Genomic DNA, 23,164 nt, shown 5'->3' on the forward strand with positions numbered 1-23,164 from the left:
GTATTCCTCGGCTAACACGGGGGGAGACGATCGATGGCCACGACTATGGCGGGTGACCGTCATCTGACGCTCGACGCCGTTCGCGGGGTCGCGGTGCTCGGCATCCTTCTGCTCAACATCATCGCCTTTTCGATGCCGATGCCGGCCTATTTCAATCCGGCGGCCTATGGTGGCGCGGAAGGCGCAGACCTCGCCGTCTGGTTCGGCAATTTCGTGCTCTTCGACGGCAAGATGCGCGGGCTGTTCTCCTTCCTGTTCGGTGCCTCCTCCCTGCTGGTGATCGAACGCGCGACTGCGAAGGGCGAGAACGCCGCGAAGGTCCACTATTCGCGCATGACCTGGCTGCTCGTCTTCGGCCTGCTCCACCTCTGGCTGGTCTGGTGGGGCGACATTCTCAACAATTACGCGCTAATGGGCATGGTCGCCTTCCTGTTCCGCAACTCGCGGATCAAGACCCTGCTGATCGTCGGCTGTATCCTGCTGGTAGTCCAGTTCATCGTCTCTGCCTTCATTCCGATGATCGCGGCGATCGCCCAGGCGACGCCCGACAATCCGGAAATGCGCGAAGCCCTTGTCGGCATTGAACGCGGCTTTGGCCGACCATCGTCGGACTGGCTGACGGGCCAGGTCGCGATCCACCGGGGCGATTGGTGGGGCATCACGGTCGAGCGGTTCAAGGAAGTCGCCTGGGGACCGTTGCTGGGTGTCATCCAATATGGCTGGGAAACGCTCGCTTACATGCTGTTCGGTATGGCCGCGTTCCGCAACGGGATGCTGACCGGACAGTGGGAACGTCGCCGATATGTTCGCTGGGTCGCGATCGGCTTCGGCATTGGCGTCCCGTTCTACAGCGCGCTCGCCGTCTGGATGATACGCTCGGACTATGGCGTGGTTCAGGTGACAGCCTCGACGATGGTTCTGACCATCCCCGTCCGTCCGCTGATGATCATGGGCTGGGCGAGCCTGATCGTCCTGCTGATGCGCCCTGGGGGAGCGCTGACTGATCGGCTGGCGGCAGCGGGGAGGATGGCGTTCACCAACTATCTGGTGACCAGCCTGATTTGCACCACGATCTTCTACGGCTACGGCCTTGGCTGGTATGGCGAATTGTCGCGGGCAGAGGTCTATCTGGTGGTGTTCGCGGTTTGGGCGCTGATCCTGCTCTGGTCGAAGCCCTGGCTTGAGCATTTTGCCTACGGCCCGCTCGAATGGCTGTGGCGCAGCCTGTCGCGCGGGCGCCCTCAGGCGATGGCGGGTGGGGTACTGATCAAGGGTTGAGGATCGCGGTCGCGTCTGCAAGCGGACGGATGCGAACTGGTTTGCTCTGCTCGTCCAGCTTGGGAAGCGGCCGGCCATCGGGAAGGAAGCTACGCTCGATCAAGGTCCCATCGGGCTGCTCAAAGGCGATCGAGCAGACCTCCATCTGGCGCATCCGTTCGGCCATCAGTCGCACGAACATCACCGCAAAGCGCATTTCCTCGCTCAAGGGTGCGTCGCCAGGTTTCAGAATGGTCAGCGTTTCCCACCCTCTTCCGCAACGTGCGTTTCCGCGGCGCACGAGCTTTGCGCTGGCGCGCATCCAGACACCGTCGCCCAGTTCCGATATGGTTTGCCAGTGGACGTCGCCGGACATCGGCTGCCCCGGCAGGTCGAGCACAGGTTCAAGCCCCGGCGGATTCGGGAGCGTCCCCTCTCCATAGTGATCGACTGAACGATCACCCGCCATGTCGCTGATCGTCGCCGTCCGATTGATACCCTCCGGATGGGCCGCCATCCGTGCGACGAGATCGACGCCCTGGACTTCCCAGTTCGGTCCGGCTTGTTCGCCAGGCGCCAACAGTTCGGCCATAGCCCCGTTGACGATGCGAACCACCTCGTCCGGTGGAGTCAGATCGGCGGTCGGGGTCCGCGGCTTGTCTGCGGCAACTGCCGGGACCTGGGTGAGAATCAGGGCGAACGGGAGGAAAGGGCGCATACTGCATAGTTCCACGTTGCAAACCGGCGGCCAATCAGCATTTTCGCGAATGCCTCGCAATAGGCTTGCGAATCACTCTCAATCGCCTTAGCTAGAGCGAGAGAGTGAGAGGGTCTGATGGTCGTCTGCGTCTGTAACGCCATTCGTGAGAAGGATGTCCGCGCTGCGGCGCGTGACGGAGCGATCAGCGCGTGTCAGGCATATCGTGCGCTCGGTCGTCAGCCGAAATGCGGTCAGTGCGTGCCGTTCGCGCGAGCCATTATCGACGCCGAACGCGCTGCTGCGTAGCGTTCGCACCTCCGCAAACCCGCAGAAATCCGCCATTTTTTGACTGTCTGAAGCGCCCAAGTCGCGCTATACTCGCGTGCGAAAGAGATTGGTTCAGCTCCGCTGGAACAAACGAAAACGCGAAAGGTGCGACATGAAGGGCGATCCCAAGGTCATCGACTATCTGAACGAGGTGCTCAAGGGCGAGCTGACCGCGATCAATCAGTATTGGCTTCACTATCGTCTGTTCGATCACTGGGGCGTCAAGAAGCTCGCCGAGTTCGAGCGCCACGAGTCGATCGACGAGATGAAACATGCCGACATGCTGGCGGAACGCATCCTGTTCCTCGACGGCCTGCCCAATTTCCAGCTGCTCGGTCGGCTGCGCATCGGCGAGACGGTCGAAGAGGCGCTCAAGGCGGATCTCGAGCTGGAATATGAGGCGGTGGCGGTGCTCAAGGACGCGATCGAGCATTGCGAGAAGGTCCGCGACTATGGCAGCCGCGACCTGTTCCAGCGCATCCTCGACAGCGAGGAAGAGCATGTCGACACGCTCGAAACCCAGTTCGAGATGCTCGAGCGGATGGGGATCCAGAACTACATCCAGCTCAATTCCAAGGCGGAAGAGGCGGAGTAACGGGTCGGGGTCCTACGCCCCCGGGCGACGTCCGAACATCGGGCGTCGTTCGACCAGCGGGTTCGCTTCCCGCTCCAGCAACGTCAGCGTCGCCTGGAACAACGGGCGCAACTCGACAACATGCTTCAGCGCCTCGCTCGGCTCATAGCGATTCTCGACGCACTGGCGGGCGATCTCTTCGATCGCGGCGGCGCATTCGGCCAGCGGTTCGGCGCCGAACTGGTGCGATTCCCCCTTCAGCGTGTGTGCGGGCAGCACCATCGCGGCGGCATTGTTCGACCGCATCGCGTCCTCGATCAGTCCGACCGACTTGACGCCATCCTCCTGAAAATAGCCGAGGATTCGGACGAAATTCGCGCCAAGCTGCGTCCGGGCATGCGCGAACGCGGTCCAGTCCACCAGCCGGTCTCCATCGAGGGTCGCCAAATCAACCTCCAGCACACGCATTACGTCCGGATCACAAATATGGGTAAGCTGGTAAACGTCCGGTTGACGGGAAACCGTTTTCCTAACGGGCAACCGGATAGACCATCGACCCGCAAACCCTCGCCTTTTCAGCCACCGGAACACGCGTGGACGCGGCCGCCTGCAGCGAGGTCACGGATATCCACAGGCCGTCAGCGCGGCTTGGCACCCTCACTCGCGATCGAACGGGTTTTTCGACGGACGCATCGTCAGCCGCACCGGCACTGCGCCGAAATCGAACTCCTTGCGCATGCTGTTGACCAGATAGCGCTCATAGCTTTTGGGCAACAGGTCGACCCGCGTACCGAACAGGATGAAGCTGGGAGGGCGCGTCTTGGCCTGGGTGACGTATCGCGGCTTGATTCGCTTGCCGCCCGGCGCGGGCGGCGGGTTTGCCTCGATCGCGCGCTCGAACCAGCGGTTGAGCTGTCCCGTGGTGATTCGTCGCGACCACGCTTCGCGCGTTTCGAACGCGACGCGAATCAGCGTGTCGAGACCCTTTCCGGTCGCCCCGGACACCGTCAGCAACGGCACGCCCTTCACCTGCGCCAGCCCCTCGTCCAGCGCGCCTTTTACGCCGTTGAACAGGCTCGACTGGTTTTCCGCCACGTCCCATTTGTTGAGCGCGATTACGAGCGCGCGGCCCTCCTGAAGCACCTTGTCGGCGATCTTGAGATCCTGGACCTCCAGCCCCTTGGTCGCGTCGAGCAGCAGCACCACGACTTCGGCGAAATCCACCGCGCGCAATGCATCGGCGACCGACAGCTTTTCCAGCTTCTCCTGAACCTTGGCGCGTTTGCGCATCCCTGCCGTGTCGATCAGCCGGATCGGCCGATCATTGCCTTCATCATCGGTCCACAGCCACTCGATCGCGATCGAGTCGCGGGTAATCCCCGCCTCAGGCCCGGTAATCAGCCGTTCCTGACCCAGGATCTTGTTGATGAGGGTCGATTTACCGGCGTTCGGGCGCCCGACCACGGCCAGCTTGAGCGGCGCGTCGGGAGAATCATCCTCCTCTTCCTCGAACGCATCTTCCTCGCGGTCGATATAGGGCTGAAGCGCCTCGAAAAGGTCGGCGATCCCTTCGCCATGCTCGGCGGAGAATGGAACCGGGTCGCCCAGCCCCAGCGCCATCGCTTCATGGATGCCCGGCTCGGCGGCACGCCCCTCAGCCTTGTTGGCAAGCAGGACGATCGGCGCGCCGGAACTGCGCAGCCAGCGCGCGACCTCGGCATCGAGCGGGGTCACCCCCGCACGAGCGTCGATCATGAACAGCGCGACATCCGATTCGCGCACCGCCGCCTCGGTCTGCGCGCGCATCCGCCCGGGCAGGCTGGCGGCGTCCTCATCCTCGAATCCCGCGGTGTCGATGATCCGGAACTTGCAACCCAGCAGGTCGCCGTCCCCTTCGCGCCGGTCGCGGGTGACGCCGGGCTGATCGTCGACCAGCGCAAGGCGCTTGCCGACGAGCCGGTTGAACAGGGTCGATTTGCCGACATTGGGCCGGCCGATGATCGCTACGGTAGGAAGACGCATCCGCGCCTCCTACCGCAACTGCCACCTCAGCGATAGGCGGTGATCTCGCCCTTGTCGCTCAGGACATACATCATGTTGTTCGCGACGACCGGCGCAAGGCTGATCGTGTCGCCCAGCTCGATCATGGGACCGACGCTGCCATCTGCTGGCGACGCGGACACAAGCTCACCGCGCGTGTTGGCGAGCCACAGACGGTCGCCGGCCAGAATCGGACCGACCCAGTTGATCGGCCCCTTCTTGTCCTTCTCGTCACGCCACGCGCGCATCTGGCTGATCCAGCGGATCTTGCCGCTGCCGCGCGCGATGCAGACGAGGCGCGCATCGTCGGTCATCACGAAGATCCACTCGCCCGCGACCCACGGGGTCGAGATGCCGGCAAAATTCTGCTCCCAGATGCGCTGGCCCGAATTCAGTTCGACCGCCGCCATGCGCTCGCCCTGCCCGACGGCATAGACGCGGCCCTGGTCGATCACCGGCTCGGCATCGATATCGACCAGGCTGGAGACCGATGTCGAGATGGTCGAGCGCGAAAGCGTGTCGCTCCACAGCGCACGCCCATTTTCGTAGCGATAGGCGTTGAGTTCGCCCGACGAGAAGCCAGCGACGATCGTCCCCTGCGCCGCGGCGGGTGCCGCCACGCCGAACACGCCCTGCGTTTCCGGAGTACCCGACTGGGTCCACACCACCGCACCATCCGTCTGTGCCAGCGCGAACAGCTGATTGTCCTGCGACACGACATAGGCGTTGCCAAGGAACAGCGTCGGTGCGCCGCGCAGCGGGCCGCCCGGCTTCTTGCGCCACACTTCGGTGCCCGCCGCCACGTCGATCGCGACGACATCGCCCAGCCCGTTGGTGGCGAAGGCGCGCCCGCCCTCGACGCTTACCCCGCCGCCGAACGCCGCATTGCGATTTTCCTTGTCCGACGAGGTCGCGAGCGACCAGAGCTTGCCGCCGGTGGCCGCGTCGAACGCATGGACGACCGCATCGGTATCGACGACGAACAGCTTGCCGTCCGAAACGACCGGCGCGGCGGCAAGCCGCACACGGCCCGTTGTTCCGGCGATCCTCGCCGACCAGACCCGCACCGGTGCCTGGCCGAACGCGAGATGGCCCATCGCCTTCGCCGCATTGCCACCCGGCTGGGTCCATCCCGGATTGACCGTCGCCATCGGAAGGACAACCTGCACATCGGCGATCGTCTTGTCGGCGGTGATGCCGGATTCACCCGCCAGGATGGGAACGCGCTGACCCAGCACCGGGGTCTTGTTGCCGCCCCCCTTGAAGATGCCGCACGCGCTCAGCGCGACCAGCGCCGTCAGCGCGACCGAAGTACGAACCGCCTTCATCATTGTGCTTTCTTGTCCTCACCCTCGTCGACGATCGCGTCGACACCCAGTACGCCGGCCATCTGAACCGCGCGTTGACGGATCGACCGCGGAACGCTCTCGTCCTTGGCGATCGCGCCATAAAGCTTGCCTGCTTCCGCGCGCTTGCCCTGCCGCAGATAGGCGCCGGCGAGCATCTCGCCCGCGCTGCCGTACCACGGGCTGTCCTTGACCGCGAGGCCGCTCAGCCGGGCGACGACCGCGTCGGGCTTCATCGTGTCATATTCGATCATCGTCTGACGGATCAGCGCGAGATCGCGAAACTCCTGCGGCACGTCGGTATCCGCCGCGATCGCCCCCATCAGCGCCGCCGCACCTTTGAGGTCGTTCTTCTGCAGCAGCAGCGTCGCCTGGGTGAAGCGTGCGCTCGCGCTGAAGCCAGGCGTGCCGGAATCGGCCAATTCCTTCAGCGACCCTTCGGCCAGCTGCGGCTTGTTCTCGCCCAGCGCCTTGAACGCCGCAGCGAACTTGTCGCCCTCGACCGCGCGCTGCCCCTCGCTGTGGCTCTGCCAATACAGGAAGCCGCCAAATGCTAGCAGCGCGCCGACGATCGCGGCGATGATCCAGCGGCCGTAATTCTGCCAGATGTGCAACGCCTGGTCCTTGCGGAGCTCTTCGTCGACCTCACGCAGAAAGGCATCGTTGCTTTGCGGGCTCAGCGCCAAGGGGAACTCCATCGGGAAAATCGGGGGGTGTGGCGCGGACCTTAGCCGCGCCGGACGGGAAACGAAAGCGCCTCAATCCTTGGGCTTATAGACCTGCTCATCACCGGGAAAACTGCGGTCGCGTACTGCCGATGCGTAGCTCTCGACCGCGGCGGAAATGCGGCCCGCCATATCGTCGAACTTCTTGACGAAGCGCGGGGTGCGCTCGAACAGGCCCAGCATATCTTCAGTCACCAGCACCTGCCCGTCGCACTGCACCGACGCGCCGATACCGATCACCGGACAGGGCACCGCTGCGACAATCTCGTTCGCCAGCGTCTCGACGACGCCCTCGGCTACCAGCGCAAACGCTCCCGCCTCTGCCACGGCTTTCGCGTCGCCGATGATCTTGGCGTATTCGGCATTGCCGCGACCGCGCGCGCCATAGCCACCCAGCGCGTTTACCGCCTGGGGTGTCAGGCCGATATGGCCCATCACCGGAATGCCCCGCGCAGTGAGGAACGCGACGGTCTCGGCCATCGCCTGACCGCCCTCCAGCTTCACCGCCGCAGCCCCGGTTTCCGCCATGATCCGCGCCGCCGATTCGAACGCCTGTTGCGGGCTCGCCTCATAGCTACCGAACGGCATGTCGATCACCACGACCGAATGATAGCTGCCCCGCACCACCGCCGCGCCATGCGCGCACATCATGTCCAGCGTCACCGACAGCGTCGACGGCAGGCCATAGATGACCTGTCCCAGGCTGTCGCCGACCAACAGCACGTCGCAATGCGGGTCGAGCAGCTGCGCCATCCGCGCGGTGTAGGCGGTCAGCATCACCACGGGTTCCTTCCCCTTGCGCGCCTGAATCGCGGGGACCGTCAGCCGTTTCATCGGCGCCGGGGTCGGCGTCGCGCGGCTGGTGGAGGTGTCGATGGTGAAGGTCGTGGACATGGTTGGCGCTCTAGCGGGGCCAGCGCGAGCGCGCTAGCGACCTCATTCGACATGTCAGTTCTCATTGACTAGATGTTCGTTATATATACCATTGAGTCGAATATTTCTTACATGGGAGGGGCGCATGGCGTTTAGAGAGAAGATCGCATGGGTGTCGTTCCTGAGCACGGTGCTGATCTGGGGTGCGTTCTTCATCATCCTCGCCCTGACGCCGCACGCGGTGCGCGGGCTCGCGATGCTCGGCCCGTTCATCGTCGCGACCGTGGCACAGGCGGCGGTGATGATCGCCGCAGCCACGATCTGGGCAATCAGTGCCCCGAAAGAGGCCAATGCCCCCGCCGACGAGCGCGACCGCGCGGTCGGCCGCCGTGCGACGGGATTTGCCTATTTCACCCTGATCCTTGGCGTGGTCGCAGTGATCGTCTGGCTGCACTTCGGCCTGCACGGGCCGGACACGATCTTCGCGCTCGCGGGTGCCTTCATCCTCGCCGAAGCGATCCGGTTTGGCGCAACCCTGCTCGGATACCGCCGAGGCTGGCATGGCTAGTCCGCCAATTGCCAATCAGATCCGAACGCTGCGCTTCATGGCAGGGGAGATGACCCAGGCCGATCTGGGCGACCGGGTCGGCGTCACCCGCCAGACGATCGCGGCGATCGAGCAGGGCAAATATTCCCCCACGCTCGAAACCGCGTTCCGCATCGCCCGCGTCTTCGACAAGCCGCTCGAGGACGTGTTCCAGTGGGAGGGGGAGTGATCCCCCTCCCGACCGGGTTCAGCGCAACAGCCCCTTGCCCTTCGCCATATTGGCGAACCACAGCTGGAACAGCTGCACTGCGATGATGAAAGCGGGGAAATAGGTCGTCCACACGCCCTTCACCGCGATGATGTCGGTGGCGAGGAACATCCAGCCAAACTGGATCACTACCGCGACCACCGATACCGCCGACAGGATCACGGCCAGTTGCCGCCGCATCAGCAGCGCGATCGCACCGAACAGCCCGCCAAGCACGGCGACGAAATAGACGATGTTCAGCCACATTGGCAGCGATGCGTAGAGCTGCCGGTCATAGTCGGTCGCGTTCGGATCGAAATCCGGCCCCAGCACGAAGTGCATGTAAAGCGACGCGCAGCCCATCAGGCCCCACAGGATCAGCAGCACCGCGCCGACAATGAACCAGGCCGGCGCCTTTGACGTGCCTTCGGTCATCTCACCCTCCCCTAAATGCTTCGATGGGGAAAGATGATCCTAAATGACGCTCTTGCCAATCATCGCGTTACAGCAGCGCTGCGGCCCATTGTTCCGGCTTGAACCCGACTAGCAGCCCGCCACGATACTCCACCACCGGCCGCTTGATCAGCGAGGGGTGCGCCGCCATGAGCGCCAGCGCCTTGGCCGCATCGATATCCGCCTTGTCCGCCTCATCGAGCTTGCGAAACGTCGTGCCCGCGCGGTTGAGCAACGGCTCCCATCCCACCGTCTCGGCCCATTTCGCCAGCCGCGCCGGGTCCGCGCCTTCTTTCTTGTAGTCGTGGAAGCTGTAGGCGAGTCCATTGGCGTCCAGCCAGACCCGCGCCTTCTTGACCGTGTCGCAATTCGGAATGCCGTAGAGCGCAATCACCGGATCACTCCCACTCGATGGTTCCGGGCGGCTTCGACGTATAGTCATAGACCACGCGGTTCACGCCCTTCACCTCGTTGACGATTCGCGTCGCGACGCGGGTCAGGAAGCTGGCGTCGAACGGATAGACGTCAGCGGTCATCCCGTCGGTACTGGTCACGGCGCGCAGGCCGCACACCGACTCATAGGTCCGCCCGTCGCCCATCACGCCGACCGTCTTGACCGGGAGCAGCACCGCGAACGCCTGCCAGATTGCATCGTACAGGCCCGCGTTGCGGATTTCCTCCAGATACACCGCATCCGCCTTGCGCAGGATATCGCAGCGTTCCTTGGTCACCTCGCCGGGGATGCGGATGGCAAGGCCGGGGCCGGGAAACGGGTGACGCCCGACAAAGATATCGGGCAGCCCCAGCTCGCGGCCGAGCGCGCGGACCTCGTCCTTGAACAGCTCGCGCAGCGGTTCGACCAGCTGCATGTTCATCCGTTCGGGCAGGCCGCCGACATTGTGGTGGCTCTTGATCGTCACCGATGGGCCGCCGGTAAAGCTGACGCTCTCGATCACGTCGGGGTAAAGTGTTCCCTGTGCCAGAAACTCCGCGCCGCCAATTTTTTTCGCTTCGGCTTCAAAGACATCGATAAACGTCTTGCCGATGAACTTGCGCTTGGCCTCCGGATCGGTGACGCCGGCGAGGCCGTTGAGGAACAATGTCTCCGCGTTCACATGGACCAGCGGGATGTTGTAATGTCCGCGGAACAGCGACACGACCTGGTCCGCCTCGCCGCTGCGCATCAGACCGTGATCGACGAAGACGCAGGTCAGCTGCTCGCCGATCGCCTCGTGGATCAGCACCGCCGCGACCGCCGAGTCCACGCCGCCCGACAGGCCACAGATCACCTTTCCGCTGCCCACCTGCTTGCGGATTTCGGCAATCTTGGTCTGGCGGAACTCCGCCATCGTCCAGTCGCCCTTCAGCCCGCAGACATGGCGCACGAAATTGGCGATCAGCCCTCCACCGTCCGGCGTGTGGACCACCTCGGGGTGAAACTGCATCGCATAGTAACGCCGGCTGTCGTCGGCGATCACCGCGAACGGCGCGCCGGGGCTGGCGGCCACCGGGCGGAAGCCGGGGGCGAGGTCGGTTACCTTGTCGCCATGGCTCATCCACACCTGATGCGTCTCGCCTTCGACCCACAGCCCGTCGAACAGCGCGCAACGATCGGCGATGTCGATGAACGCCCGGCCGAACTCGCCGCTGTCGCCCAGTTGCACGCGCCCGCCCAGCTGGTGCATCATCACCTGCTGGCCGTAACAAATGCCCAGCACCGGCAGGCCGCTGTCGAAGATTGCATCGGGGACGCGGGGCGACCCCTCCTCCAGCACCGATGCGGGCGATCCCGACAGGATGACGCCGCCCGGCTTCATCCGCTCAAACGCCTCTGCGGCGGAGTTGAAGGGGGCGATTTCGCTATAGACGCCCGCTTCGCGCACGCGGCGCGCGATCAGCTGGGTCACCTGGCTGCCGAAATCGACGATGAGGATGGATTCGCCGGGCTGTGTCATGGCGAGCCGATAGGCAGGGACGGCGGGAGTGTAAAGGCGTCGGCCCACCTCGGGAACCATTTCGCGCACTGCGGATTCCTCGCGCCGGCATGGTCACCGCGTCCTTAACCGCACCCGCAAAGCATTCGGAAGCGCAGCATGCCTATGCTGTCCCCATGCAGTCGAACCGGACCCCCCCGCCGGATCATGCTGTCGATCCTTGGCGCCGCGGCACTGGTCGCGGCGCCCGCTTCGGCATCGATCCTCAATTATGTCGGCGAGTGCGTGCCGTTCGCGCGCGCGGCTTCGGGTATCCAGATCTGGGGCGACGCCTGGACCTGGTGGGGCCAGGCCGCGTCCAAATATCAGCGCGGACAGGCGCCTGAAGTCGGCGCGGTGGTTGCCTTCGCGAAGTCGTCGGCGCTCCCGCTGGGCCATGTCTCGGTGGTCAGCCGGGTGATCGAACCGCGAGTCGTCATGGTCACCCACGCCAACTGGTCGCGTTTCGACGGCAAGCGCGGACAGGTGGAGCAGGACGTAACGCTGTTCGACGTGTCGCCCGACGGCGACTGGACGCAGGTCAAGGTCTGGTATCGCGACAATCGCGGTCTCGGCTCGACCACTTACCCGGTTCACGGCTTCATCTATGGCCGCCCGGTCAGTGGCGCGAAGATCGCAAAGGCCCGCCCCGCCCCCGAACTGACCGGCGAACAGCCCGACTATGTCGGATCGCTGATCGACGCCTACGCGCGCTGAGGCTGGACGCGGGCGACGACCCGCGCCACACTCCCGCGATGTTCTTCTCCTTCGTCGACGAGCTCCGCGCCGCGGGCATCCCCGCCAGCATGAAGGAGCATCTCGTGCTCCTCGAAGCGCTCGATCGCGACGTGATCGACCGCACGCCTGAGGCATTCTACTATCTCGCCCGCGCGACCTTCGTGAAGGACGAGGGACTGCTTGACCGCTTCGACCAGGTGTTCGCAAAGGTGTTCAAGGGCATTGCCTCCACCTATGGCGTCCAGACCGCCGAGATCCCCGAAGACTGGCTCAAGGCGATCGCCCAGAAATATCTGACCCCCGAGGAGATGGAGGCGATCAAGTCGCTCGGCTCTTGGGAAGAGATCATGGAGACGCTCAAGAAGCGGCTCGAGGAACAACAGGGCCGGCATCAGGGCGGCAATAAATGGGTCGGCACCGGCGGCACCTCGCCTTACGGCAACTCCGGCTACAACCCCGAGGGCGTGCGGATCGGCGGCGAAAGCGTCCACAAGCGCGCGCTCAAGGTGTGGGAAGGCCGCGAGTTCAAGAATCTGGACAGCACCCGCGAACTCGGCACCCGCAACATCAAGATCGCGATGCGCCGCCTGCGCCGTTTCGCACGCGAAGGTGCGGCGGACGAGCTGGATATCGACGCCACGATCGACGGCACCGCGCGCCAGGGCTGGCTCGACATCCGCATGCGGCCCGAGCGGCACAATGCGGTCAAGCTGCTCCTCTTCCTCGACGTCGGCGGCTCGATGGACCCATGGGTCAAGCTGTGCGAGGAGCTGTTCAGCGCCGCCACCGCCGAGTTCAAGAATCTCGAATTCTTCTACTTCCACAACTGCCTGTACGAAGGCGTGTGGAAGGACAATCGCCGCCGCTTCACCGAACGCACCCCGACCTGGGACGTGCTCCACAAGTTCGGCCATGACTATAAGGTGATCTTCGTCGGCGATGCGTCGATGAGCCCCTATGAAATCAGCCACCCCGGCGGATCGGTCGAACATTTCAACGAGGAAGCCGGCGCGGCGTGGATGCAGCGGGTGACCAACACCTATCCCGCGACCGTCTGGCTCAACCCGATCCCCGAGGAACAATGGGGATATTCGCAATCGGTCCGCATCATGCGCGAGCTGATGAACGACCGCATGTACCCGCTGACGCTGGCGGGACTGGACGACGCGATGCGGGAATTGAGCCGGAAGACCTGAGGCTCAAAAAAATGGTCGGGGAGACAGGATTCGAACCTGCGACATCCTGCTCCCAAAGCAGGCGCGCTACCAGACTGCGCCACTCCCCGACGCGAGCGGGTCGCCTATACAGGTCCGACCACAAAGGCAATGCGCTGGTGGGCCCGGCAGGACTTGAACCCGCAACCTAGCCGTTATGAGCGGCCAGCTCTAACCAGTTGAGCTACAGGCCCACAGCGCGACACGCCGATTAGGGGCGATCCGCGTCCTCGGCAAGCGCCGCAAGTATCTGGTCGTGCGACGCCGGCGCGATGCCGAGTCGGTCGAGCAATGCAAACGCCCGCTCCCACCAGTTGCGGAACGCCGCGAGGTCGTCGGCGTCGCGAACATAGGGCGTGTAGCCCGGCGCGGCCGAGGGCGAGTGGTAGGAGAACATCAGCAACCGCACGCCGCTGTCCGCCGCCACCCGGATCGCGTCGAGCGCGAGGTCGATCGGCATGTCCTCCGGCGTCAGCGCGACGCGCGAGAGGAGTCCGAGCCGCGACGCGACGCCCCGCCCGCGCGGCACCCGGCCCAGCGCCTGGTGCAGCCCGATCCCGCCCCGCCGCAACGCGCCGGTATAGATGGTGGTCAGCGGAATCTCGATCAGATCCCCCTCCCCCGTCGCAAAAGCATGGTTGGGGATGGCGCGATAATCCGGCCCGGCTTCGGCGGCATAGCTGTATCCCGACCGCATCGACGTATCGACGCGATACCCCGCCGCCGCGAGCAGCGGGAGCGTGTCGCGACCAAGCCCATAGCGCCCCGTCCGCATCATCACGGGTCGCTGCCCGAACGCCAGTTCGATCGCGTCGGTCAGCGCTTCGATCTTCGCCGCCTGCAATGCGGGGGGCAAATTGCCCAGAAAGCTGTTGCGCGGGCTCACGATTTCGTCGTGCGGCGGATTGACCCAGGGGTGAAGCTGCGATCCGATCGCCGACCCGCCATCGGCCAGCAACCCCTGGAGAATATCGACCGAGCGCCTGCACCGCACGATCGGATCGTCGATCATATAGGTCGCGGGCACGCCATGGTCGGCGAACAGCGCATGGATGCCCGGCAGCGCGTCCATCGCCTGGGTTCCGCGGTTCGCGCGCGCCAGCGGCTGCGACCAGTCGAACTCTTCCTCGGTATCGACGAACACGGCAAAGCGGGTTCCGAACGCGTCGGGCCAATGCACCGCCGCATCTGCGGGTGGCGCAGATGGGCGAAAATCGGCCGGTCCGTTCTGTGGTTGCCTACCCCTCGTCACGATGGGGAGTTTAGCGCGCCTGTTCCAAAGACTTGGTTACCATCGCGGGGAGCTCGACCGTGATCGCTTCCGGCGTGATCGCCAGCTGGCCACCCAGCTCGCGCGCGATGTTGCGGACCAGCCATAGTGCGAACCCGGTGCCGAGCAGCGCGGCATCCTCCTGTTCGTCATCCATTGCGAACAACGCCTCGCCGCTGTGTCCGGCCAACGCATCGGGCCGGTCGAACGCAATGGCGACGACGCCGGCCGCCTCGCTCACCTGCACCCCGACCCGCTCGCCATCGCGCGCCGCCGAGAGCAGGGTGGCGAGCAGTCGCGACAGCATCCGCTCGATCGCGCGCGCGTCGCCGCGCACCACCGGATCGTCGATCGGGAGCGCGATCCACGCCCCGCGCAGCTCGGCCAGCGCGGCCAGATCGTCGGCGATACGCGCCAGGATCGGGCGCAGCGTCACCTCGCCGCTGTGCAGCGTCAGCGCCGACGCCTCGATCCGCGCGGCGATGTCGAGATCGTCGATCGCGGCGAGCAGCGCCCGGGCATGGTCGCGGATCGTGCCGGCGCGTTCCCGATAGACCGGCGGAGCATCGCCCAGCATCTCGCGCTCGATCATCTCGGCAAAGCCGGCGATGGCGTTGGTCGGGGTGCGCAACTCGTGCATCAGCTGGCGCAACGAATCCGCTGCAGGATCGGCCAGTGGTGCCGCCGCAGGTGTCGCGCTCTCCTCCCGACGTGGACGCCGGGCAGTACCACGATAGCCAGAGAAGCGACCGGTCGCGCGGTCGAACGCGGGCGCACCCGAAATGCGCCATTCACCCGCAGCGTCCGACTCGCCGATCACCGTCAGCCGCGCGTCGTTGAACACCGCGCGCTGGCGCAGCGCTCCTGCAGCCACGCCATCGGCACGCGATCCGTCACTCGCGTTGTTGAGTTCGAGCGACAGTCCGATCAGCGGCGCGCGCGACACGCCCTCGACCCAACGGATTACCCCCAGCTCGTCGGTTTCGAAACGGAATCCATCGATTCGAACCGGCGGCGGTGCATGCGCTGCGCGTTCCTGCTGCAGCGTATAGAATGCGTCGATCCGCGCGACGACATCGGCAATCTCGAACGGACCTTCAGGCGCGACATCCGCAGTATCGGCGACGACCGGCTCGGGGTCACGATTACCCAGAATGAAGACTTCTTCCATGTCCGAGGCGTGCGCCGGGGGAGACTCCGTCGCAAGAGGGATTGCGACGGACGGTTCGCCGTCCGTCCCGCTTTGGGCCGGCACGGGCCGGTTCTCGCCTTCGACAGCCTCCAGCGCCTGCGCAACGACGGGAATGCCCAGCGCCGCCGTTCCGACCGAAACAAAGGACGAGATGTTCGCGGGCACCGCCGTCGGCTCAACCTCCGGCTCGGGCTCCGTCGCGGGTGCGGGGTCGGGTTCCGGCGCGACCTCGACGACCGGCGTTTCGACCGGATCGAGCACCGGGCGCAGCCGCATCCGGATCCGCGACTCTACCCGCGCGACCGCCTCCAGCACGGAACCGGATTCGCCAAGCGCGACCGGCTCGGCATCCTCGTCCTCGGCGATCACGGGCAGCGCGACCAGCGCCGGCTCGACCTCCGTGAGCGGCACGGGTTCGTCAACGGTTTCAGATGCGATGACCGCCGGAACATCCGCAGCCGCCTCAGGCGTCGATTCGGCAACGACTTCCGCCGCGGCGCCCGAGACCACGAAATCGATCGGCCCGAATGCCTCCAGCGCGCGCTCGATCCCCGGCGGCAGATCGCGGCGGGCGCGCAGCACCGATCGCCCCGCCGACGACAGGCGGGGCAGCAATTCGACCCACTCGCCTGATGACATCCGCGCGGTGCGCAGCAACGGAGCGGCAACCGAAATATCGTCGAGGGCGCACAGTGCGACCAGCGGCGCGGGCGGGTTGACATGTTCCAGCGCGCGGGCGCTCGCGGCGCGGACGCCGATCGGCACCTCGTCGCGAATCCGGCGAAGCAGGTTGAACGCGCGCGCATCCGCCGCTACCCGCCGCCGACCGATCAGATCGACCAGCTGACGCCACGCCGACGCCTTGCCGAATGATGTCGAAACATCTCCGGCCAGAACGGTCTCCAGGGTGTCGTCGTAGCGCAAAAAACGGTCTGCCCAGTCGGGCCGGAAATCGGCCGGTAAGGAATCCTTAACCCGCCCGAAGGCCCGGAGGGAACAGGAGAATTCGTCCCGAAAGCGCGCCGTAGCATAGTGGGACAATTGCGCTTGCAAGTAATTTTATTATGTTTAACTGGCAAATGGCGATGCAAAGGCACCGTCCAAGGGAAACATTATGGCTTTCGACGACATCGACCGGCAAATCATGGCGCATCTTCAGTCCGACGGGCGCATGACCAATGTCGAGTTGGCCGACCGCGTCGGCCTGACCGCCCCGCCCTGCCTGCGCCGCGTGCGCGCTTTGGAGGAAAAGGGCGCGATTCGGGGCTATCATGCCGATCTCGATCCCAATTGGCTTGGCTATTCGATCACCGTCTTCGCGATGGTCAGCCTCAAGAGCCAGGCCGAATCCGACCTTGAGGCGTTCGAGGCACATGTGGCCGCGATTCCCGAGATTCGCGAATGCTACATGCTCAACGGCGATATCGACTTCATCCTGAAGATCGTCGCGCGCGATCTCAGCAGCTTTCAGCAGTTCCTGACCACTCGGCTGACCACCGCGCCCAACGTCGCGCATGTCCGCACTTCGCTGACGATCCGCACGTCCAAGTCAGACCCCGGCGTGCCGGTCGACTGAACGAAAAAGGGGCGGCCCATCGACCGCCCCTTCGATTCACAAAAGCTCGAAATCAGGCCGTCGGCGTCTGGTCCAGCCAGGTGGTCCAGAACCGCGCGATTTCGCTGCGCCCGGCACCGCTGACTGCCTGAAACGCGGTCTTTGCCTCGGCCTTCTGGCCCTGCATCGCCAACGCGATGCCGAGACGGGTGTTGACCAGATTCGCGTCGACGCCGCCCTTTTGCAGCGCCAGGCGATACAGTTCCACAGCCTTCACGAAGTTCCGGCTGCCCAGATAGGCGTCGCCGACATTCTTGGCCGCAACGCCATTGGCGGCCGCTGCGGCACCCTTTTCCTCACCGGCAAGCGACCCTTCGGCCTTCTCGCGAACCGTGGCGGAGCGATAGAGTTCGTTGGCGGCAGTGTTGCCCGCCAGAACCTTGCCGGCTGCGCGGCCTTCCTCGATCACCGCCTTGGCTTCCCATGGCAGGCCGCGACGCTGCGCCAGATCGGCATATTCGATATAGTCCGCCTCGCCCCCCATCGCCTTGGCAGCGCGCATCAGGCGGAACAGGTCGAGCTGCAGGTCGGCGTCCATCGCTACGCCCTTTTCACGCGCCTGCTCCATGTAGATGAGCAAGGTGCTGCGCCAGCCCTGCGCGCTCGGGTAAGCGGCCATCTGGCGACCCAGCCATTCGCTTGCCGCCGCCTTCTTGCCACCGCGATAGAGCCGATCGACGGCGAACTTGTACCAGCTCTCCGGCGCCTTGCGGCCCGCAGCCTCCTCCCCCTTGATCGCCGCGTCGATGCTGGCGATGCCCGCGTCGAGCTGTCCCGACTCGAGCTGCGCCTGGGCGATCTGCAAATTGAGGTTGCCGCCGGTGGTGACATAGCCCAGGTCACGCGCCTTGATCAGATACGGCAGCGCCTCGGCGTGCTTCTTCTGGGCGAGCGTCAGGTCGCCACGGAAATAGTTATACTGGGGCAAGTTCGCCGGATCGGTCTTGGGGTTCGCGATCAGCATGTCGAGCGCGCGGATCGTGCCGGGATTGTCCTTGGCCCCGATTGCGATCTGCAGGCGGAAATTGGCAACGTAGAATTTTTCGTCGTCATTGGCCGACAGCGCGTCGAGCGCGTCGATCTTGCCCGCCGCGCCGGCATAGTCTTTGGCCTTCAACAGCGTTTCGACCTCGATCGCGGCCTTGCGGAACGCATCGCTCACCTTGATCTTGGGTGCCTCTTCCTTCTGTTTTTTCTGCGCAGCCGCAGGTGCCGACACGGCGTAGGGCGCAGCCAGCAGAACTGCCGCGGCAAGCGCAGCCTTGGAAACAGACTTCATCCGAAACTCTCCTCACGCATTTGCGTAGCGGTTGACGCGACCGCTCTAGTAATCCGCCCCGCCCGGTCAAGGCGGTGTATAGGCGATCAGCCGCTCGCACAGGCTCGCTGAACGCTTTTTGAACGCTCCGGCTCCCGAAATGATACGCGGCCCGCCAGCCCTCGCGTGCGCGCGCGTGCGAGCGCGCGGGGTTGGCAGGTAGCCACCGCCCCGCTAGAGCGGTCACAACACTGAAACAACCCTTCGAAAGCACCGATTCTTGACCGACGAGACCGTCCTCGCGGACCCTTCCGATATCACCCCCATCTCCATCGTCGATGAGATGAAGACCAGCTACCTCGATTACGCGATGAGCGTGATCGTGGCGCGCGCGCTGCCCGATGTCCGCGACGGCCTGAAGCCCGTCCACCGCCGTATCCTCTACGCGGCGCAGGAGGGCGGCTATCTGCCCGGCAAGGCGTATCGCAAGTCTGCCCGCCTGGTCGGTGACGTGATGGGTAAATATCACCCGCACGGCGACAGCTCGATCTATGACGCAATGGCGCGCATGGCGCAGGACTGGGCGATGCGGGTGCCGCTGATCGACGGCCAGGGCAATTTCGGGTCGATGGACCCCGATCCCCCCGCGGCGATGCGTTACACCGAAGCGCGCCTCGCCAAGGTGGCGATGTCGCTGCTCGACGATATCGACAAGGACACGGTCGACTTTCAGGACAATTACGACGGCTCCGAAAGCGAGCCGACGGTCCTGCCCGCCCGCTACCCCAATCTGCTCGTCAACGGCGCAGGCGGCATCGCGGTCGGCATGGCGACCAACATCCCGCCGCACAATCTCGGCGAAGTGGTCGATGCCTGCCTTGCCTATATCGACAATGGCGCGATCACGATCGAAGAGCTGATGGAGATCGTGCCCGGCCCGGACTTCCCGACCGGCGCGCAGATCCTCGGCCGTTCGGGTTGTCGCAACGCATATCAGTCGGGCCGCGGCTCGATCATCGTGCGCAGCCGCTACATCACCGAACAGCGCGGCGAGCGCCGCTCGATCGTCCTCACCGAAATCCCGTACCAGCAGGGCAAGAACGCGCTCGTCGAAAAAATCGCCGAGGCGGCGAAGGAAAAGCGGGTCGAGGGAATCAGCGACATCCGCGACGAATCGTCGCGTGAGGGCGTGCGCATCGTCATCGACCTCAAGCGTGACGCCACGCCCGAAGTCGTGCTCAACCAGCTGTGGCGCAACACCCCGGCGCAGCAGAGCTTCCCGGCAAACATGCTCGCGATCCGCGGCGGGCGCCCCGAACTGCTCAACCTGCGCGACATCGTCGAGGCGTTCGTCAAGTTCCGCGAGCAGGTCATTACCCGCCGCTCGAAGTTCGAACTCGCCAAGGCCCGCGACCGCGCGCACATCTTGCTCGGCCTGGTCATCGCGGTCACCAACCTCGATGAAGTCGTCCGCATCATCCGTGGCTCGTCCAGCCCCGCTGCGGCACGCGAATCGCTGCTGATGCGCGACTGGCCGATCGCCGAGATCGCCCAGTACATCCGCCTCGTCGAAGCGGTCGAGACCGAGATCACCGGCGACACCTATCGCTTGTCGGACATCCAGGTCCGCGCGATCCTCGACCTGCGCCTCCACCGCCTCACCGCGCTGGGCCGCGACGAGATTGGCGACGAACTCAAGGAACTCGCCGATTCGATCGCCGAGCTGCTCGAAATCCTCGCCAATCGCGCCAAGCTCTACGAAGTGCTGCGCGAGGAACTCGTCGCCGTTCGCGACCAGTACGCTACCCCGCGCCGCACCGAAATCGCCGCCGCCGCCGACGGGATCGAGGACGAGGACCTGATCGAACGCGAAGACATGGTCGTCACCGTGACGATGCAGGGGTACATCAAGCGCACTCCGCTCGACGCCTTCCGCGCCCAGGCACGCGGCGGCAAGGGCCGCGCCGGCATGGCGACCAAGGACGAGGATGTCGTCACCGAGTTGTTCGTCACCTCGACCCACACGCCGGTGCTGTTCTTCTCGACCCTGGGCCGCGTCTATCGCATGAAGGTGTGGCGCCTGCCCGAAGGTGGAGCGAATACGCGCGGCCGTCCCATGGTCAACCTTCTCCCGCTCGCCGCCGGGGAAACCATCTCGACCGTCTTGCCGCTGCCCGAGGATGAGGCGGAGTGGGGCAAGCTCCACGTCATGTTCGCGACCGCGAAGGGCAATGTCCGCCGCAACAGCATGGACGCCTTCACCAACGTGCCGTCGAACGGCAAGATCGCGATGAAGTTCGAGGGCGAGGATGAGAACGATCGCCTGATCGGCGTCGCGCTTCTCGACGAGGGCGACGACGTCCTGCTCGCCAGCCGCGCGGGCAAGGCGATCCGCTTCGCCGGCGACGAGGTCCGCGAGTTCCAGAGCCGCAACTCGACCGGCGTGCGCGGCATGCGCCTGCTGGGCGACGATCAGGTCATCTCGCTGTCGATCCTGCATCGCGTCGGCACCACTGCCGAAGAGCGCGAGGCGTATCTGCGCTTCGCCCCGTGGAAGGCGGAGAAGGAAGGCGAGCCCGACCTGTCGCCCGAACGGTTCGAGGAACTGCGCGCCAAGGAGCAGTTCATCCTCACGGTCTGCGCCAATGGCTATGGCAAGTTGTCCTCGGCCTATGAATATCGCCGCACCGGTCGCGGCGGTCAGGGCATCACCAATATCGACAATATCGCCCGCAACGGCCCGGTGCTCGCCAGCTTCCCGGCAACCCAGTCGGACCAGCTGATGCTGGTGACCGATCAGGCCAAGATGATCCGCCTTCCGCTCAGCTCGCTGCGCGTCATCGGGCGCGGTTCGGCGGGCGTGCGGCTGTTCAACGTCGCGCAGGACGAACATGTCGTCTCGGCCGCGCGGATCGAGGAGAGCGAAGAGGATGCCGAGGTCAATCTGGCCGATGGCGATACCGAAACCGCTCCGGTTCCCGACGCAACCCCGGGCGACGACCTCGCTTCGGGGACGGAGGGCGGCGAATGACCCGCCCGACAACCGCCTACAAGGTTTTGACCGCCCCCCAGATGGCCGACCTTGAAGCGGGCAGCTTCGACGGCGCGCCGATCGACATCCAGGACGGCTATATCCACCTCTCCACCGCCGCCCAGCTGACCGAGACGGTCGACAAGCATTTCGCCGACCAGCCCGATCTGTGGGTTGCGGCGGTCGACCTGGAGGCGCTGGGCGACGCGATTAAATGGGAAGCGTCGCGCGGCGGCGCGGAATTCCCCCACCTCTACGGCGCACTGACGCTCGAGACGGTGGTGGCTTATTCGCCGCTCGAACGCGCGGAGGACGGATCGGTCGCGCTGCCGGTCACCGGCTGAGCGCGTCGTCGGCGAACAGATCGACCACCTCGACCCCCTCACCCTCCGCATCGAGCAACAGCGTCCGGTGGCACATCCCCGGATCGCGTTCGAAGCACAGCAACGCACTCGGCGTCTCCGCGATCAACTCGCGCATCCGCGCCGCCTGCGCCTGCGCCTCGGGCAATTCGAGCTGCCTGGCATAAACTGACTCCAGTGTCCGCCGATCGCCCTTCTTCGCGGCATCGCGCCCCGGCTTTGGTGTGCCCAGTGCCTTCAGGTGCACATAGCCGATCCCCCGCTCGGCCAGTGCTGCGCCCAGCGAGGATTTCGAAAAGCCCGGCCGCCGCGATAGCGGCAGCTGCCGCACATCGATCACTTGCCGCACCCCCGCCCGCTCCAGCGCTGCAAGGAACGAGGCGACCGTCGCGCCCTCATAGCCGATGGTGAACACCTTCATCGCCTACTCCTCGGCGTAGCACACCGCCTCCAGATTAATCCCGTCGGGATCGTACACGAACGCCGCATAATAGTTCGGCCCATAATTTGGCCGCAGCCCCGGCTTGCCATGATCGCGCCCGCCCGCTGCGATCGCCGCTTCGTGGAATGCATCGACCTGCGCGCGCGTCGCGGCGCGGAACGCGACATGCGTCCCCTCTCCGACCTTCTCATTGTCGCCCACCCAGAACTCGCCGCCGCCCTCGACGCCAAAGCCATAGGCTGCACCCCCCGATCCATTCTCCTCCGCCGGCACCTCGGTCAGGCACTTCATCCCCAGCGGCTTCAGCGCCGCCTCGTAAAATGCCCTGGACCGCGCCGCGTCGCGCACCGCCACACCCATATGATCGATCATGATTGACTCTCTTTATTTCTGTAATTACAGAAATTACATCATGGCCCGCTTCGCAGAGCATCCCGACGCAAGAGCCTTCATCCTCCACTGGGGTGAGATGGGAACGCATTGGGGCGTCAACCGCTCCGTCGCGCAGATCCACGCCCTGCTCTACCTCGCCGATCGCCCGCTCCATGCCGAAGAGATCGTCGAGGCGCTCGGCCTCGCCCGCTCGAACGTCTCCACGGGTCTGAAAGAGCTACAGGGCTACAGCATCGTCCGCCGCGTCCATGTCGAGGGCGACCGCCGCGACCATTTCGTGGCGGAGACCGATCTGTGGGACATGCTCATGCGCATCGTCGCCGAGCGCAAGCGGCGCGAGATCGACCCGACCGTCCAGCTGCTCGGCGAACTCGCCCAGCGCCTCGCCGCCGACAAATCCGCCCCGCCGCAGGTGCGCGAACGCGTCACGCGGATGCACGAATTCATCGGCACCCTCGGCGGATGGTACGACCAGGTCCGCGTCCTGCCCAAGCCCACGCTCGTCACGCTGATGAAGCTGGGCGGCAAGGTCGCGCGGTTCATTCCCGGCGCTTCAAAGAAGGACTGACCACCCACTCCATCCGGCG

The 23,164-nt window shown here is 65.0% G+C and carries 25 protein-coding genes and 2 tRNA genes; 11 read left to right on the plus strand and 16 right to left on the minus strand.

All coding sequences use genetic code 11. From position 1 onward, the window contains the following. The first annotated feature begins 33 nt into the window (after positions 1-33). Complete coding sequence (locus tag LRS08_RS19490; RefSeq protein ID WP_257845633.1) at positions 34-1,278, plus strand: DUF418 domain-containing protein; 1,245 nt, start codon at positions 34-36, stop codon at positions 1,276-1,278. Here LRS08_RS19490 and LRS08_RS19495 read toward each other — a convergent pair. Next, on the minus strand, positions 1,268-1,849 hold the full coding sequence (locus tag LRS08_RS19495) for a hypothetical protein (RefSeq protein ID WP_260481141.1): 582 nt from the start codon (positions 1,847-1,849) through the stop codon (positions 1,268-1,270). The two genes, LRS08_RS19490 and LRS08_RS19495, sit on opposite strands and share 11 nt — an antisense overlap. Positions 1,850-2,092: 243 nt before the next feature. Between LRS08_RS19495 and LRS08_RS19500 the strand changes: the two genes are divergently transcribed. Next, complete coding sequence (locus LRS08_RS19500; protein WP_224919999.1) at positions 2,093-2,263, plus strand: bacterioferritin-associated ferredoxin; 171 nt, start codon at positions 2,093-2,095, stop codon at positions 2,261-2,263. A 133-nt stretch (positions 2,264-2,396) separates the two neighbouring features. Next, entirely contained in the window at positions 2,397-2,879 is a 483-nt protein-coding gene (gene bfr, locus LRS08_RS19505; protein ID WP_257845631.1) for a bacterioferritin, read from the plus strand. A 12-nt stretch (positions 2,880-2,891) separates the two neighbouring features. On the opposite strand, the gene LRS08_RS19510 is transcribed toward bfr, so the two are convergent. The 5 genes from LRS08_RS19510 to panB all read right to left on the minus strand — a co-directional run bounded on the left by LRS08_RS19510 (position 2,892) and on the right by panB (position 7,863). Beyond that, positions 2,892-3,305: an Hpt domain-containing protein gene (locus LRS08_RS19510; protein ID WP_257845630.1), complete on the minus strand. Its 414-nt coding sequence runs from the start codon at positions 3,303-3,305 to the stop codon at positions 2,892-2,894. A 210-nt stretch (positions 3,306-3,515) separates the two neighbouring features. Continuing rightward, complete coding sequence (gene der / locus LRS08_RS19515) at positions 3,516-4,880, minus strand: ribosome biogenesis GTPase Der (RefSeq protein WP_257845629.1); 1,365 nt, start codon at positions 4,878-4,880, stop codon at positions 3,516-3,518. A 26-nt stretch (positions 4,881-4,906) separates the two neighbouring features. Then, the gene (locus tag LRS08_RS19520; protein WP_257845628.1) at positions 4,907-6,229 is read right to left on the minus strand and encodes a PQQ-like beta-propeller repeat protein; all 1,323 of its coding nucleotides are present in this window, start codon (positions 6,227-6,229) and stop codon (positions 4,907-4,909) included. Further along, positions 6,226-6,930, minus strand: a complete 705-nt coding sequence (locus LRS08_RS19525) for a tetratricopeptide repeat protein (protein ID WP_257845627.1) — start codon at positions 6,928-6,930, stop codon at positions 6,226-6,228. The genes LRS08_RS19520 and LRS08_RS19525 overlap by 4 nt, the downstream gene beginning before the upstream one ends. A 72-nt stretch (positions 6,931-7,002) precedes the next feature. After that, complete coding sequence (gene panB / locus LRS08_RS19530; protein ID WP_257845626.1) at positions 7,003-7,863, minus strand: 3-methyl-2-oxobutanoate hydroxymethyltransferase; 861 nt, start codon at positions 7,861-7,863, stop codon at positions 7,003-7,005. Positions 7,864-7,987: 124 nt separating this feature from the next. On the opposite strand from panB, the gene LRS08_RS19535 reads away from it, so the two are divergent. Together LRS08_RS19535 and LRS08_RS19540 are read left to right on the plus strand one after the other, a co-directional pair. Then, on the plus strand, positions 7,988-8,410 hold the full coding sequence (locus LRS08_RS19535) for a hypothetical protein (RefSeq protein WP_257845625.1): 423 nt from the start codon (positions 7,988-7,990) through the stop codon (positions 8,408-8,410). After that, positions 8,403-8,618, plus strand: coding sequence for a helix-turn-helix transcriptional regulator (locus LRS08_RS19540; protein ID WP_260481142.1), 216 nt, complete (start codon positions 8,403-8,405; stop codon positions 8,616-8,618). The genes LRS08_RS19535 and LRS08_RS19540 overlap by 8 nt, the downstream gene beginning before the upstream one ends. An 18-nt stretch (positions 8,619-8,636) precedes the next feature. On the opposite strand, the gene LRS08_RS19545 is transcribed toward LRS08_RS19540, so the two are convergent. From LRS08_RS19545 to guaA, 3 genes are all read right to left on the minus strand, one after another. Continuing rightward, positions 8,637-9,071, minus strand: coding sequence for a hypothetical protein (locus tag LRS08_RS19545; RefSeq protein WP_257846206.1), 435 nt, complete (start codon positions 9,069-9,071; stop codon positions 8,637-8,639). 67 nt (positions 9,072-9,138) lie between these two features. After that, a complete protein-coding gene (locus tag LRS08_RS19550) occupies positions 9,139-9,483 on the minus strand; it encodes an ArsC family reductase (RefSeq protein WP_409456266.1) in 345 nt (114 codons plus the stop codon). A gap of 4 nt (positions 9,484-9,487) precedes the next feature. Then, positions 9,488-11,044, minus strand: a complete 1,557-nt coding sequence (guaA, locus tag LRS08_RS19555) for a glutamine-hydrolyzing GMP synthase (RefSeq protein ID WP_257845624.1) — start codon at positions 11,042-11,044, stop codon at positions 9,488-9,490. 186 nt (positions 11,045-11,230) lie between these two features. Here guaA and LRS08_RS19560 point away from each other — a divergent pair, with 186 nt between their 5' ends. Both LRS08_RS19560 and LRS08_RS19565 read left to right on the plus strand, forming a co-directional pair. Then, the gene (locus LRS08_RS19560) at positions 11,231-11,779 is read left to right on the plus strand and encodes a CHAP domain-containing protein (protein WP_260481144.1); all 549 of its coding nucleotides are present in this window, start codon (positions 11,231-11,233) and stop codon (positions 11,777-11,779) included. Positions 11,780-11,817: 38 nt separating this feature from the next. Beyond that, entirely contained in the window at positions 11,818-12,996 is a 1,179-nt protein-coding gene (locus LRS08_RS19565; RefSeq protein ID WP_257845622.1) for a vWA domain-containing protein, read from the plus strand. Between the two features lie 12 nt (positions 12,997-13,008). Here the strand turns inward: LRS08_RS19565 and LRS08_RS19570 are convergent. The 4 genes from LRS08_RS19570 to LRS08_RS19585 all read right to left on the minus strand — a co-directional run bounded on the left by LRS08_RS19570 (position 13,009) and on the right by LRS08_RS19585 (position 16,400). Then, positions 13,009-13,085: transfer RNA gene (locus LRS08_RS19570), tRNA-Pro, on the minus strand. Positions 13,086-13,131: 46 nt separating this feature from the next. Next, positions 13,132-13,208, minus strand: a tRNA-Ile gene (locus tag LRS08_RS19575). A 17-nt stretch (positions 13,209-13,225) separates the two neighbouring features. Next, positions 13,226-14,194, minus strand: coding sequence for a polysaccharide deacetylase family protein (locus LRS08_RS19580; RefSeq protein WP_257845621.1), 969 nt, complete (start codon positions 14,192-14,194; stop codon positions 13,226-13,228). 82 nt (positions 14,195-14,276) lie between these two features. Then, positions 14,277-16,400 (minus strand): sensor histidine kinase, encoded by a 2,124-nt coding sequence (locus tag LRS08_RS19585; protein WP_257845620.1) that lies wholly within the window; start codon positions 16,398-16,400, stop codon positions 14,277-14,279. A gap of 190 nt (positions 16,401-16,590) precedes the next feature. Between LRS08_RS19585 and LRS08_RS19590 the strand changes: the two genes are divergently transcribed. Further along, entirely contained in the window at positions 16,591-17,052 is a 462-nt protein-coding gene (locus tag LRS08_RS19590; protein WP_260481145.1) for an Lrp/AsnC family transcriptional regulator, read from the plus strand. Positions 17,053-17,104: 52 nt separating this feature from the next. Here LRS08_RS19590 and LRS08_RS19595 read toward each other — a convergent pair whose 3' ends face one another. Next, positions 17,105-18,370: a hypothetical protein gene (locus LRS08_RS19595; protein ID WP_257845619.1), complete on the minus strand. Its 1,266-nt coding sequence runs from the start codon at positions 18,368-18,370 to the stop codon at positions 17,105-17,107. A 259-nt stretch (positions 18,371-18,629) separates the two neighbouring features. Between LRS08_RS19595 and gyrA the strand changes: the two genes are divergently transcribed. Then, complete coding sequence (gene gyrA, locus LRS08_RS19600) at positions 18,630-21,380, plus strand: DNA gyrase subunit A (protein ID WP_260481146.1); 2,751 nt, start codon at positions 18,630-18,632, stop codon at positions 21,378-21,380. Further along, a complete protein-coding gene (locus tag LRS08_RS19605) occupies positions 21,377-21,724 on the plus strand; it encodes a DUF952 domain-containing protein (RefSeq protein WP_260481147.1) in 348 nt (115 codons plus the stop codon). The genes gyrA and LRS08_RS19605 overlap by 4 nt, the downstream gene beginning before the upstream one ends. Here LRS08_RS19605 and LRS08_RS19610 read toward each other — a convergent pair. Further along, positions 21,714-22,163 (minus strand): DUF488 family protein, encoded by a 450-nt coding sequence (locus LRS08_RS19610; RefSeq protein WP_257845618.1) that lies wholly within the window; start codon positions 22,161-22,163, stop codon positions 21,714-21,716. The genes LRS08_RS19605 and LRS08_RS19610 overlap by 11 nt on opposite strands. A 3-nt stretch (positions 22,164-22,166) precedes the next feature. Further along, positions 22,167-22,556 (minus strand): VOC family protein, encoded by a 390-nt coding sequence (locus LRS08_RS19615; protein WP_257845617.1) that lies wholly within the window; start codon positions 22,554-22,556, stop codon positions 22,167-22,169. A 40-nt stretch (positions 22,557-22,596) separates the two neighbouring features. Here LRS08_RS19615 and LRS08_RS19620 point away from each other — a divergent pair, with 40 nt between their 5' ends. Beyond that, the gene (locus LRS08_RS19620; RefSeq protein WP_257845616.1) at positions 22,597-23,145 is read left to right on the plus strand and encodes a GbsR/MarR family transcriptional regulator; all 549 of its coding nucleotides are present in this window, start codon (positions 22,597-22,599) and stop codon (positions 23,143-23,145) included. Positions 23,146-23,164 lie beyond the last annotated feature (19 nt).

Origin of the sequence: Sphingomonas sp. J315, from assembly GCF_024666595.1 — a bacterium.
Classification (GTDB): Bacteria; Pseudomonadota; Alphaproteobacteria; order Sphingomonadales; family Sphingomonadaceae; genus Sphingomonas.